This window comes from Mesotoga sp. UBA5557 (assembly GCF_002425715.1).
Classification (GTDB): domain Bacteria; phylum Thermotogota; class Thermotogae; order Petrotogales; family Kosmotogaceae; genus Mesotoga.
The window spans coordinates 1-13,453 of sequence record NZ_DIMV01000095.1 but is presented as its reverse complement, the minus strand read 5'-3'; the positions used below and the strand labels follow the sequence as shown (position 1 = coordinate 13,453).

At 45.3% G+C, this 13,453-nt stretch carries 10 protein-coding genes and 1 pseudogene; 2 read left to right on the top strand and 9 right to left on the bottom strand.

All coding sequences use genetic code 11. The features are described 5' to 3' along the window. Window positions 1–273: 273 nt before the first annotated feature. On the bottom strand, window positions 274–528 hold the full coding sequence (locus B3157_RS11815; protein WP_292590643.1) for a hypothetical protein: 255 nt from the start codon (window positions 526–528) through the stop codon (window positions 274–276). Next, the gene (locus B3157_RS11810) at window positions 525–1,556 is read right to left on the bottom strand and encodes a hypothetical protein (protein WP_292590641.1); all 1,032 of its coding nucleotides are present in this window, start codon (window positions 1,554–1,556) and stop codon (window positions 525–527) included. The genes B3157_RS11815 and B3157_RS11810 overlap by 4 nt, the downstream gene beginning before the upstream one ends. A 245-nt stretch (window positions 1,557–1,801) precedes the next feature. Here B3157_RS11810 and epsC point away from each other — a divergent pair, with 245 nt between their 5' ends. Beyond that, window positions 1,802–2,629 (top strand): serine O-acetyltransferase EpsC, encoded by an 828-nt coding sequence (gene epsC / locus B3157_RS11805; RefSeq protein ID WP_292590640.1) that lies wholly within the window; start codon window positions 1,802–1,804, stop codon window positions 2,627–2,629. Window positions 2,630–2,831: 202 nt separating this feature from the next. On the opposite strand, the gene B3157_RS11800 is transcribed toward epsC, so the two are convergent. Continuing rightward, on the bottom strand, window positions 2,832–5,024 hold the full coding sequence (locus tag B3157_RS11800) for a hypothetical protein (RefSeq protein ID WP_292590638.1): 2,193 nt from the start codon (window positions 5,022–5,024) through the stop codon (window positions 2,832–2,834). 799 nt (window positions 5,025–5,823) lie between these two features. Here B3157_RS11800 and B3157_RS11795 point away from each other — a divergent pair. Next, window positions 5,824–6,363, top strand: a pseudogene (locus tag B3157_RS11795) (MrcB family domain-containing protein); the annotation flags it as partial. Window positions 6,364–6,417: 54 nt separating this feature from the next. On the opposite strand, the gene B3157_RS11790 reads toward B3157_RS11795, so the two are convergent. From B3157_RS11790 to B3157_RS11765, 6 genes are all read right to left on the bottom strand, one after another. Then, window positions 6,418–6,561 (bottom strand): hypothetical protein, encoded by a 144-nt coding sequence (locus B3157_RS11790; protein WP_292590636.1) that lies wholly within the window; start codon window positions 6,559–6,561, stop codon window positions 6,418–6,420. A gap of 106 nt (window positions 6,562–6,667) precedes the next feature. Beyond that, the gene (locus B3157_RS11785; protein WP_292590634.1) at window positions 6,668–8,524 is read right to left on the bottom strand and encodes a beta-galactosidase; all 1,857 of its coding nucleotides are present in this window, start codon (window positions 8,522–8,524) and stop codon (window positions 6,668–6,670) included. Beyond that, window positions 8,521–9,339 (bottom strand): carbohydrate ABC transporter permease, encoded by an 819-nt coding sequence (locus B3157_RS11780; RefSeq protein ID WP_292590632.1) that lies wholly within the window; start codon window positions 9,337–9,339, stop codon window positions 8,521–8,523. The genes B3157_RS11785 and B3157_RS11780 overlap by 4 nt, the downstream gene beginning before the upstream one ends. Continuing rightward, entirely contained in the window at window positions 9,336–10,208 is an 873-nt protein-coding gene (locus tag B3157_RS11775; RefSeq protein WP_214060908.1) for a carbohydrate ABC transporter permease, read from the bottom strand. The genes B3157_RS11780 and B3157_RS11775 overlap by 4 nt, the downstream gene beginning before the upstream one ends. 422 nt (window positions 10,209–10,630) lie before the next feature. Further along, a complete protein-coding gene (locus B3157_RS11770; RefSeq protein ID WP_292590630.1) occupies window positions 10,631–11,848 on the bottom strand; it encodes an ABC transporter substrate-binding protein in 1,218 nt (405 codons plus the stop codon). 15 nt (window positions 11,849–11,863) lie between these two features. After that, on the bottom strand, window positions 11,864–12,814 hold the full coding sequence (locus B3157_RS11765; protein WP_292590629.1) for a LacI family DNA-binding transcriptional regulator: 951 nt from the start codon (window positions 12,812–12,814) through the stop codon (window positions 11,864–11,866). Window positions 12,815–13,453: the final 639 nt, after the last annotated feature.

Genomic DNA, 13,453 nt, shown 5'->3' with positions numbered 1-13,453 from the left:
CGCCACTGCGTGGCCCTCCTCCATCAAGGGAGGATTTAAAATTGTTTGCTGCAGAATAAGTACCGGTAATTGCAGAGAGTGAATCTTAAGATCAGAATAATCGGAAGGCAAACACAGCATATATTCCTAAGGAAAAGAGGCATCGTACGGTTTCTTAGTAGATCCCTAAGTTATGGTTAGTGATGAGTTGGTCAAACGACGAGCCAAGCCAATGTCTCATGACTCGGTTAATTCGGCTTATCCAGTATGGTCTGAACTGGCCAAACGCGGCGGCTATTTTCCGGTGGTCGAGTACCCTGGTTCGGTTACGCATACAATTATGTTGTCAAAATCAACATATGAGCATGTCTTGTCAGCGAAGACTATGAAGTGGAATTTGGTGAAGTCAAAGCCCTCGGAATATGACTCGTATCCACAGGGAACAATTATGTTGTCGACGTACACGGCGAAACCCGGTGAGTCGGTGAAGTCGAACTCCATCAATATCAGATACCAGGAGTCGTGTTCCAACTCGCTTCTCTTTCTCACTTTGTCTGTCTGATAATTGTACGTATATACGCCAAAACCGTCACCAAAGTCTCCAACATAGACATATGGAGCGCGACGTATGGGGTCTCCGACACCGAAGAAACCATTTTCTGAAACCCTGAAATCAAACTTGATTGCACCTGATTTCGCTGGCTTGAATCCCTCGCAACGACTTTTGCATACCCAAATACAGTCGGGTCAACAAAAGTAAGCCCTTTCGTTCCGTCGAAACCTCTTTGAGTGATCTCGGCGAACAAAGTCGATGCCTTCTGATAGTCTCCCCACGAAAGAGTCGATGAAGATAACGGTCCTAGAGTTAGGGATTCAAAGCTTTCCTGAACTAGACAGAAGGCCCTGGTTGTGGAGCTCCATACAGGTTCTTCCACTTCGTGAGTGCCGTCGTTTGCCACGACCTTCCAATAATACTTGGTTGAATTCTCGAGTGCCGATTTGGTATGAGTTGTCGAAGAAAAGTCTTCTCTAAGCAGAGCTGGATCGGGAGTCTTTCCAAAATACAGATCATAGGTTACCTCATCTCCATCTGGATCTCCTCCTTCCCACGATAATGTGATTAAGAGGAAATTCTGATTGACTGCGTTATCTGAAAGAGAGGGTTTTGATGGAGTGTTGGGCGGACCTTTAACGGTAATCGTGAAGTTTGTGCTGGACTTTCCTTCCCCATCGGAAGCCTCAATCTCGACTTCCCTTGTACCGATGGCCCCCGAAACCGTCCATGAGTAATTGCTTCCGTTAATACTCCCCGGGCCGCCGACCAGACTGAAGCTCAGTTCATCACTATCGGGGTCTGAACAGTAATCGGTGAGATCGATTTCAAGTAGAGATCCTATATTTCTCGTGAAATCTTCAATCGCAGACCACACGGGAAGTCTATTGACGAACACACAGCAAGCAATAACTATGACGAGCAAAACCAGGGCAAGAGCAAGGTTATTCTCACGTAAACACCCCCTTGAAGGATTGGAAATGACTGCTAAGAAATCGAAGTATCTAAAGAAGCCAAAATGCATCGCATCCACACTTTCATCGTACCCAATTGACAGCACGAGCAAAAGGCTAATGCAAACTCATCTTCTAACAATCTTGTAAAGAAGAAAGGACATGCAGAGTAATCTCTAGCCTCACGTTAACCAGTGACGCGATTGATAAGGCAGCCGATAACAGCACTTTCAAATATGGAAACGACATCTAAGCCAGACTCGACTATACTGGAACAGAAGAGACTCAGAATTTGGCCTGAAGGGAGACAGTCTAAGTGAATGGTGATTTCAGTGCGATATCAGTCAGAATAAGTGGAGTATACGAGGAAATTGCCAAGACTCATTGTTCATCAAAGTCTTACTCGCTTGGCAATGTGAAGCTCAAAACAATCGAGCTTATTCACCTTATCCGCAGAACGATCTGCCCTCAACTTTCACAAGACGAAACGACAGACGGACAGGAGTCACTCATGAAGGCCATGAGACTCCTGGAAAAGCTTATCCTCGATATTCAGCCGCATTTGAGTGAAGAAGAAGCTTCTAGCATCACGAGCAAATTTCTGGATGGGCTTCCCACAGTCGCAAAGAAGCTGGTCAAGGACGTTCGTGCAGCGTACGAAGGAGATCCTGCAGCGCAATCGGTGGAAGAGATCATGATTGCATACCCCGCTTATGAAGCAATAAGCATCTATAGGTTAGCCCATATTCTGTACTCGCTCAAGGTTCCCCTAATACCGAGAATAATGACCGAATATGCTCATCAGAAGACCGGTATCGATATCCATCCGGGCGCGAGAATAGGGACGCACTTCTTCATAGATCACGGTACGGGTGTGGTGATAGGAGAGACATGCAGAATCGGAGATCATGTGAAGATCTATCAAGGAGTCACGCTTGGAGCAAAGAGCTTCGAACTCGATGAAAACGGCAATCCGATCAAAGGGATAAAACGCCATCCAGATATTGGCAATCACGTCGTCATATACGCTGGAGCTACGGTCCTAGGAGGGAGTACGGTTGTCGGAGACAACTGCGTAATCGGAGGCAATGTCTGGCTTGTTCATTCGCTGAAGCCGGGAGAAAAGATCTACAGCAATCCATGATGCCTCTTCTGAGGACTCCATTATTCGCTTGCGTTAACGTGACAATAATGACAAGCCAGTCACCTTCGGTGGCCAGTCTTTGCTTCGCAAAGGCCAGTCTCGCTTTCAGCTGAGGCAGGTTCAGCTGCGACGGGCATTGAGATTTGCTCATCGCTTCCCTCTTTTTGGATGGCACTTTCGGGAACTCCATTGTTTTAATTCATTAGCAGCTAGAAGAGTCAAGGTTCCTCGGCGTATTACTACTCCTCACTTCATCAAAAACCTTCTGCACTTTCTTCAGCCATTCCTTTCCGCCCCTCAGGTTAAGCCAGTCCCCTCTGAACTCTTCTGCAAGAGTCAGCGAATCGACTCTTTTCTGACTAGTGAGGTTGCCTCTTTCTGCTTTCTCGAAGTCCTTCTTATCGTTTCCTTCTTCCTCCAGAAGATACTTGATAAAGTCAGGGCAGTGGCGAAGAATGTTCAGAAGAATCTGTTCCGCTATGTCTAGCTCCCTGTAGGCATAGTTCTTCAGCGCCAATACTGCAAGAGCCTTCGGATGGCCACTGTGGTTCTTAAACTCCATTGTTTTGGCCAATTCATCGAACATTTTCAGTCTCCAGCACACAAGTAATTTGCTCGCCAAGAGGTAGCCGTAATCATCAGGGCCGAAAAGGGGAAAGACTTCTTCGATAACCCTCAGTGCTTCCCTGTAATCCTTCCGGTCGATCAAGCTATCGACATAATGTTCGATGACTTGCAGGAGTTCGGTGTTGGATGGGCTCTCTTCGTTCTCTATAAGTGATGCCCATTTATCCTTTTCAACGATATCGTGAAGCACGTTCAAAGCGAGCTCTCCCACACCGTGAAGGAGCTTCTTCAGTTCGTCAGTTTCTCTTGTGGAAAGGGAGAGAAGTGTATTCATGAATTCGAAGTTGAACCGGTACTTCTTGCAGTAAGCTACCATGGTATCGAATGCATGATCGATATCGTTCTGACTTATCGCTGAGTTTATCAGCGTATACATTGGCACTCTTGAATACTCAAGACTGCCGGTCTTCTCGAACAAAATGAAATTAGGTTCCTTAATCGATTTCAAGTTCGAAATTACACCATCAATTGCCGTTCTATTAGAATACTCGTCTGCCATATGTTCATAGATCACATCAAGATCACCGAAAGAATCCCGAAGAAGAGATAGGATCAAAGGCGGATCTGGTTTCTCATCTGTTATCTCAGAAAACTTCTTGCTGAAGAGCTCCTCGTCTTCAAAGTCGTATTTCATGCATAACAAGAGTCCCGATCGTACAACTGCGATTGTTGGCTCCAGTGTCTTCAGATATGCGACATACTCTCCCACACAATCAGTTGCCTCATCCTTGTCCAGGAGAGCGCTCGCAATAGCCATATTGGAGAACAGGGAAGCCTTCTTTTCTATCCCTTTCCAAATATTCTTCAGTCTATCGAAAAGTTTGCTGAAATCATTGCACACGACAACTTCGTAAAGAAAACCGTCTCTCGACTCGTAGCTGGAGGAATTCAACATAATACCGAGTTCAGAATCAGTCATCGAAGCGAACATCTTATTGATAATCAGTTTTGCCCTTGCTTTTTCTTCCGTCTTTCCACCTGCTGCCATGCTAACCGGCGCCAACAAGATATCCCCAAACATAATGTGAGACAGGCTCTTTATGAACTCAGTCACCTGATCCAGATTCAGTTTTCGATTCCTTATCATAGCCAGAATCGGGAACTGCGAGCTCAAATAACTCTCAACCGACGGTAATCTAAGTCCTACTGACGAACCCATAGTATCGGGCATCGAGTATGATGCCAGTACAGAAGGAACAATCTTTCTCAGGTCTTCCTTTAAGGAGCCCTCGAACTGCTCAGCATCTAAGTTTTCGCAAATGAAAGTCGTCAATTCATTACCCCAAAGGTAAATAGGAATATAATGCTCACTATTCACGAAATGTCTGAAAAGCGAGAGATTCTCTCTTACAAGTCCTCTAGATTCTTCGCGGTCTTTCTCTTCGAATAGGGAAAAGAATCTCTTCTTCAAGTCTCTTTCTGATTGAAAACTCTCTTCTTGACCGGGTGAAGTTTCCTCTGCCTCATTCAGGGTGCGAAGAAGATCTTCGAGAAGGATCTTGGCTATCTGCTCCTTGACAACATGTGAAGTAGTCTTGTCTGAAAGCATAAGACCGGCAAGATAACCCCTGAAGAATCCGTTGCTCATTATCTTTTCCAGGGGCATGTCCAGAAAGAATCCATCCTTAAGTCCCTTCGCAAGCTCGATTGCTGTGCTTCTTTCAAAGAATGAGTCAAGCCCTTCGAGAGTACGATATTCAATATAGGAATTCCTGCTCATCTCCAGTGCCTCCGCCAGGAGGGTCACCTTTACTGTCTCTCTATCCATATACCACCTCTAGCATGTTTAGTAGAACATAATAAATTAATCATCGTACGTTTTCCAGCGTTATGCAAAGAGATGAAGAAATGTGAAAAAAAACAAATCGCTGGATTAATTGATCTACCCCAGCCCTGCTAAATCAACCTTCTCAGTTAAGCAGAGTCTATCCATGTATAGGAAAGCGCTTTTCTACCGACTAGAGATCACTGAAGTGAACAGTAGTTCTTATGCTCATATTGGGAGGAAGCTTCCTCCAGAGATCTCACGAATCTCTTTTTCGAGGGAACACTTCTTTTCAATCCATTGGATATTGATCTTCAGCCCTCGGATGATTCCTCCGCCTCTCAAGCTCTTAGAATTTGTTTGCTGCAGAATATAAGTACCGGTAATTGCAGAGAGTGAATCCCTGAAATTGCAGAGGAGAATTCCCTGTTAATGCAAGAGCCATTGCAACTTCCCCCGGAATTACCTACCCTTGTAGTTAGGACACTATGAGGGGAGGAACAAAGGAGGAAAGCGTTTACTCCCATAGGGAGGTTGTTCTAGGGAGTCCCATTTTCATTGGGAATCGGAACAGTTGTGGTGTAGGCTCTAGTTAGCCGGATAGTCTCTCGAAACGTTATTGCTCCATGCGTGGGCAGTTATCATAAGGAGGGCTTATTCAGGAAGCTATCAACCGAATCCTCAATAAGTATCTCATCGAAAAGCACAAAGAGTTTGCACAGAACAAGCTTGCACACTTTCTGAGAAGTGATGTAAGCGCCATGGTTCAGGAAATGGTGACTCGGAGTACCCTGATAGGTTCAAGGTATCTGCGTCCCCCGGACAGGGGCAGTGGGCAGAGATTCCCTGGATAGGTGTTTTCGACAAAGACATAACAGAATCTCCTACACAGGGTTATTTCGTGATGTACATTTTTACTGCAGACATGTCGGCCGTCTATCTCTCGCTGAATCAAGGCTGGTTATTCTTTAAGGAAACGTTCGGCGCAGAGGCAAAGCAAAAGATTTCTATAGCAGCGGAAGCCTATAGAAAAGTGCTGGGGCAGGAAGAGAGCTTCGACTACGATAGCATAACCCTGGGAACAGATAGAGAACTGGGAGTCGCTTACGAGTTGGGTCACATTTACGGAAAGAAGTATGAGAAGGGAATGGTACCAGGAGATGAAACACTTAAGAGAGACTTGCTGGGAATGATTGCTCTCTACGAGAGACTCAAAGGAGTAATCGGCACTGAATTCCCGGAGGAGCGGATCAAGAAGATTATCTTCGAACACGAGAGCGCTTCACAAGCATCGAATGATGCCAATATGACCGATGTGAAGAGAAGTGAAGATGAGTCTTAATATGCCCCCAAAAGTGAGACAAGTATAAAGAGAAAGTGTTGCATAAAGAGTGTCTCAATAGTGATGATTCACGCTGCCGATCTTGTTCTCTTCAGGCTCGCCCACGCTCACGATCACATCGAAACCGCTTTTTCGCGTTCCTTCGACTAAGCTCGAATGAACGGCGAGAGTGCCATCGTCCTCTACCGCCGATTTCATTTCCTTCTCAAAGATAATGTATGAGTAGCACGAAAACAATCTGGTCCCAAGTTGTCACTCGAAGGATTGTTCATCACTTGGCCTTTGAGAGCGTGCTTTATACTGATCAGAGTTTCCTGACCTCGTATTCCCTGAGGGTATGCTCCTTCCCGTTTAGTTTTATCATTGTAACGTGCGAAAAGGGATTCAAAAGAATTGTCTGCGATCCATCCTTAATGATCCTCCCCGATTGCTCCACTCTCTTCTCCACCCCTGCTTCGACAAGCAGTCTTTCAAGAAACCCGGTGTCCGGGATAGAGCTTAAGTAGTACTTGTTTTCACGCTTTATTAGTGCTGAACTGCCCTTATATGGGCCGTCCAAGTAAACTCCCAGTATCTCGCAGTCATTCTCAGGGAGGATTCTTTCAGCAACAAAAGAGCAGGAGAAAATCTGGCCAGCGAAAGATATGCTCACAGTCTCTTCTATACCACCTGCATCAATGACCCTTATACCAATAAGTTCGTTAAGAAAGCTGTCTTTGCTTTTCTTTATGAAGTTGTGACAATCTTTTTGGTCACTCATAGCCGTGAAGAAGACTCTCCCCTTGAATATCTTCAGCTGGTCGACAAAACTGCTTTCAAGCTTGAAACTCGAAGGAACGAAAGCAAATGAATACCCGTCCAAAGAGTCACCTGGAAAAACGAAATCAACGTTGTAACCGAGACTCCTGATTGCCTTGTAAACTGGCAAAATCGCATCGAGTAAGAGATCAAATCTATTGTTAAGATTGTCTGTCTCGTTTATCCAGAAATTCTCATAATCAATATAAACAGCCGCTTCTCTCTGCGGAACGACCACGCTCCAATCTGCCAGTCCGGCTATTACTTCTGAAAAGGCTTTTGCGCGTTCAGTTGGATCGCCGTCATAGTCGATTAGGCCTGTGTGAAACTGCTCCGAACCGAACGGCAATTGCCTGAACCTGAAAATCAGTGAACCAAATGCTCCATGGGCGAAAGACTGCTTCACCCAAAAAGAAAGCTGATCAGCACTGTGCCAAGTGTTCACTGAACGCCAGTTTACCCTTCCGGGTTGCTGCTCCATTACGAGAAAAGGCTTCTTTTTGAGAGAACGCATTAGGTCATGGTTAAGCGCCTGAAGATCCGGATCATAATCCTCCGCTATGTAATTGTCCCAAGATACGAAGTCGATGGAGTCTGAAAGCTTCTTATAGTCGATCTCTGTGAAATTGACCATAAGATTGTGAGTTATTGGCGCCTCGCTTTTTGGCTCAATGATCTCTCTCTGCAGATTATGATAATCAATCGCAGAGTCAGAAGAAAACCGCCTATAATCTAGTACCAACGAGGGATTTGGAGATGTAAGGGTTCTTCTGGGAGGGTCTATCTCTTCCCATTTATTGAATGTCTGACTCCAGAAGACTGTCCCCCAGGCTCTGTTGAGGTTCTCGATGGAACCATACTTTCTCTTAAGCCAATGTCTGAATGAAGTGGCACAGTTCTCGCAGAAGCAGACCGTGGAATTATGACATCCGTATTCGTTATCGATTTGCCATGCGACTATCCTGGGGTCTCTACCAAAGTGGTCTGCAAAAGCCTCAACAATCCTTGCCGTTTCCTTGCGATAGATAGTCGAGTTGAAACAGTAATGCCTGCGACTGCCGCTGGCGATCAACAATCCGTTGACATCCCTCTGAAGTATCTCGGGAAACTCCTTTATCAGCCAGGGTGGAGGCGTGCAGGTGGGAGTCCCCATTATAACTTTTATCCCTTCTGAATCGAGAAGATCAATAACTTCGTCAAGGACAGAAAAGTCTATTTTGCCTCGTTCCCTTTCGATTATGCTCCAGGAGAACTCTCCTATGCGTACCACGTTCATTCCCATTTCCCTCATCACTTTGACATCTTCTTTCCAGCGCTCGCGAGGCCAGTGCTCTGGATAATAAGCCGCTCCAAACCATTTCATCCTTTAACACTCCCAACTGTAAGTCCTTCTATGAAGTACCTCTGGAAAAGAAGAAAAACTACCAGAGGAACAACTGCTGCAATTATAGACCCTGCAGCCATCACATTCCAGCTCGTAACCCACTGACCTTGAAGATTGACAAGGCCCAAGGTTACAGGCTTAAACCTATCGCTTTGTATAAGTATCAGAGACCAAAGATAATCGTTCCAGATCCATGTAAACTCGAGAATCCCCAGAGCTGCCATAGCAGGTACCACGAGAGGCAAGACAATTCTTCTGTAGATCAAGAAGTGACCCGCTCCGTCAATCATCGCGGCGTCGAATATGCTTTCAGGTATTGTCTTCATGAAGTTTCTCAGGAAGAACGTGCAGAACCCAAGCTGGAACGCAATATGAAAGAGAATTACACCGATATAGCTATCGTAGATTCCGAAAGACATCGACATACGATATACGGGTATCAAAAGCATCTGAAAAGGAATCAACATACCGCCGACAAAGATCATCAAGATAGTTTTGGAAAGCTTGAAATCGTACCATGCCAGCGCGAATGCGCCCAGACTAGAAAGGAATAGAGCGCCAAGAACGGAAGGTACGGTAATTATGAATGTATTCACGAAATACCTACCCATATTCGCGTCATTCCAGGCAGTTGCATAGTTCTCAAGTCGAACTTCTTTTGGCGGTTCCCACCATCTTCTTCCTAACATGAGTTCATCCATGCTTTTCAAAGAAGTAAAAGCAGTTATGACAAAAGGCATTAGCCAGACAAGAACGAGGAGGGTGGCAAATATGTAGAAAAGGGTCCTCTTCATTCGTTTTCGACCTCCCTTTTCAACACGTTCCGCATATAAACCACTATGAACACCAGGGTGATAAGGAACTGGACAGTAGCAATAGATGATCCATAGCCCATCCTGTAATTGTTGAATGTCTTAATATACATGTAATTTGCCATGACAGACGATGAATAGAAGGGTCCTCCACGAGTCAGAACATAGACGATATCGAAGGCCCTGAGCGAATCGATAACGCTTACTGTGACAGCCACTATGGTTGCAGGCTTAAGCATCGGAAGCACGACGTTCCAGAATCTCTTCCAAGGACCAGCGCCATCGACCGTGGCAGCTTCGACCAGTTCCTTCGGAACACCCTTAAGCCCGGCAAGAAAGAGAACCATAGCATAAGAAATCTGCCTCCAAGACGCTGCCATTATCAATGAGTAAGTTACTATGGAGGGATTGCTCAACCATGAAACACCTTTGAATCCGAGCAAGGCCAAAAAACTGTTCAAAACGCCGCTTCTTGGTTCGAGAATCCAGGACCAGATTTGTCCAATCACAACGAACGAAAGTGTCATAGGGAGGTAGATCAGTGTCTTGTACACCTTATTTCCTCTAAAGCCTTGGTCGAGCAAAAGAGCAATTCCGAGCCCGGCAGGTACGCATATCAAAGCAAATCCAATCAGCCACTTAATGTTGTTTACTAGGGAAACAATGAAATACGGGTCCCTGAACAACTCTCTGAAGTTGTCCAGGCCAATGATTTCCATAGACATTGAGACCCCGTCCCAGTTGGTAAAACTGAGAAGTAGCGTACTGATCAAGGGATAAATGACCCATATAGAATACATTGTGAGAGGAAGGGCTAAAAAAGCCCAAGGAACCCATCTTCTGCTTTTCATTGTTTCCTCCAAACCAAGGTAATCATTGCTCATATCTTTCTCTTGAAGCCTATTATCTAACTTACGATTTCCATGCGTGTCCTCTCTGTTTCAAGACCCTACTTTCCATGTTCCCCCCCGCAACTGACTCCTGTCTGCTTGCGTGACTGTGCAGGTAAGCAGAGAGAAGTGCTCAGAGAAACACGTAGATGTCTTGAAGTCAAGATCTAGTAACTTTTCTGATCTCTTGACAGTAGCTAAGTCGTTTTCACAAGCTCCACTGTCCGCTAGCCCTAAGTACAGATCAAGACAACACTATCTGATACAACTGACAGCATGCGATAAACATGTCAGTCTTCAAGAACGATGACGTACTTCCTGACTTATCGTAAATAATAAGGACATGAAGGGCGGCTCTTCACAAACCGCCCTTCATGTAATTCTTACTTGTAGATTCTGTTTCGTTCGTTTTCGAGATTCTTCAGGATTGTGTCGAGTCTGGAAGGGAAGGTCATGAACTCAACAAAGCCATTCATTCCGGCATTAGCCATCTCTGGATCGGTATCTCGATCATAGAACTGCATTACTCCATCAGATGAAAGTATCATTTCCAGGCCTTTCTTGGAATGGTCGTCCGGCGCAGGAACATGCTTGTTTGCAGCCAGTCTTCCCAGTTCTGTAGCAAAGTATTCTTGCGCTTCCTTCGAAGCTATGAATTTGAGGAATGTCTTTCCTGCTTCTTTGTTTTTGGCATTGGCTGGCATCATGAAGCCATCGATTGGTGTATCCTCAAACAAGCCGATATTTCCGTCAATTACAGGGAACCTGAAGAAGTCAAGATCCTCCTTCACGCCGGCTGGAGCTACATCCTTTATGAACTGTCCCATCAGATACATACCTGCTTCACCCGTGAAAAGATAGTTGGCAGCTTCCTGCCATGTGTAGGACGTTGCATCCTTTATGAAATACCCATTATCTACAAGCTGTTTCCAGTATGCAAAAACCGCCTTCATTCCGTCATCCGTATATGGGATTTCTCCATTTGTGAGCTTAAGTGCGTACTCGATTCCGTTTACTCTCATGTTTAGATAATCAAAGACCCCTGCTGCAGTCCAGAGATACTTTGTTCCTATAGTTATCGGGATCATGTTGTTTGTCTTGAGAGTCTCGCAAACGTCAAGGAATTGTTTCCAAGTGACAGGTACGGTAATCCCAAGTTCTTCGAAAACAGATTTCCTATAATACACACCCCACCAGTACCACGATTGCGGCAGAAAGTAGATCTTGTCTTCGTAGCTGGAAGCGCTCACAAATGCCCTTGGAAAATCTGCTTCAAAGCCATCTTCAAAGATATCACCAATTGGTTCGAGGAGATCCTTGCTGGCGAAGTATCTCATTCTCTCACCTGCAAACCAAGTGACAACGTCTGGTGGATTGGATGAAGTAAGCCACGTTCTGAGGAGAACTTTGAAGTCTTCATGAGCAAATGTGTTGACATTCACATCATAGTCTGGGTACATAGACTCAAACTGTTCTACCAGTTCCTCAAATACCCTCTTCGGTTCCGGGTCTGACATGTAGGAATTAACAACAAGTTTCTGGACTCCCAAACCAACCAAAGCAATTGAAACAAAAAGAACAGCCAATAAGACCCTTTTCATTTCGCCACCTCCTATTTATGCGCTCTTGCGCAGTATGAATTCCGGGGTGAAAACCCTTTTTCTAACATCTTCACTCAATATTGTTTTAAAGGCTTCCTCCACCATGCTGCGAATCGGAATTCTTAAAGTTGTTATGCCTGCTATTTCTGCCATATACACATCGTCATATCCAATTACTTTGACGTCTTTTCCGACTTCAGCTCCTCTTTCCTCTATAGCCCTAATGACACCCATTGCCATCATGTCGTTGTAGCAGAAAAAAGCTTCGGGAAGCTTGGGCAGTTCCTTCACTGTTCCGTAAGAAGCTTTCCAATCAACTTCACGATACAACACTCTCTCTTGTCGTACGTCTCCAAAGCCCTTCAAAAAACCCTCCATTCTGCCTCTAGTAGTGAACTTTCTCGGATTCCCCATAATCAACACGACATCACTGATTCCGACACTCCTAAGATGGGAGCCCGCCTTTGCAGCACCGGCGATCTCATCGATAGAGACCTCGGAAATCAAATTATGCTCAAAATGAACTCCAAAGGACACCACATCAGTTCCCGAACTGATTACATCTACAAGATGAGAACTCTCATATCCTTCAGGAGCAACTACAATGGCGTCAACCTTGATATCGAGTAGAGACTTCAATGCCTTCTTCTCCTGGTCAAGTCTCTTGCTCGTGTCCGACACAATGACTGCCATGTTATTCTCTTCTGCAAGGTCCTCGAGGTCCCCAACTACCTGCGAATAAAAGGGGTTTCTAATATCGGAGACCACAATCCCGATTCTCCCAGTCTTTCCACCCCTGAGAATTCGCGCATCTTTGTGAGGCTCGTACCCAAGCTCCTGTATTGCACTTAGTACTTTGCACTTTGTTTCATCGCTCACTGAATCCCTGGAGTTAATCACTCTAGATACAGTCATCATTGATGTGCCCGCCTTCTGTGCTACTTCTCGTAAGGTGGCTCTCTTCACTACTTATCCCCCTTTATCGTGTTAACGTTAACAGTTAACGTTAACATTATACATTCTGTAATCCAACTCGAAAAACGTGGAAATCTCTCCTCAAAACCAAAGAGGGGCACTCTAGATCGAATATCTGCAAAATGCTCAGTTAGACGCAAAAGAGCGATGCAGGGTTAAGCGAGCAAGAGGTGAGTCAAATTCTTGCGCAGTTACCATAACTAGGTTTCATATGCAGAGAGAAGCTCACCTTAAGAGAAAAAGAGAGCGAAGATGTCGCTTGGCGTGAATCCAACGAAACATAAATACTACCTACTTCTTTTATTCGAAGCGACACACTGTACTATGAAAGATATGTTCTTCTCTGGTCACTGAACGCTGTGAGATGCTCTTCTCTGTTGACCGTCCCAGATCATAAACCCGTTCACCGAAATGATCAATCGAGAAAGACCACTGTCGAGAGGATCGCTTCGCTCGCGAGAGAAGAGAGAAGAACCAGTCACTGGTGAAATGAGACGCAATGCCGCATTCGGCGGGACGCAATGCGCCGAAGAACATCGACGGACGCAAGGCTGGCAAAGACCACGCCAGGTCGCAATGCTGCCTTCGGCAGGAGACGATTTTGAAGCCTGTCTGTTCGCACAGACCAGT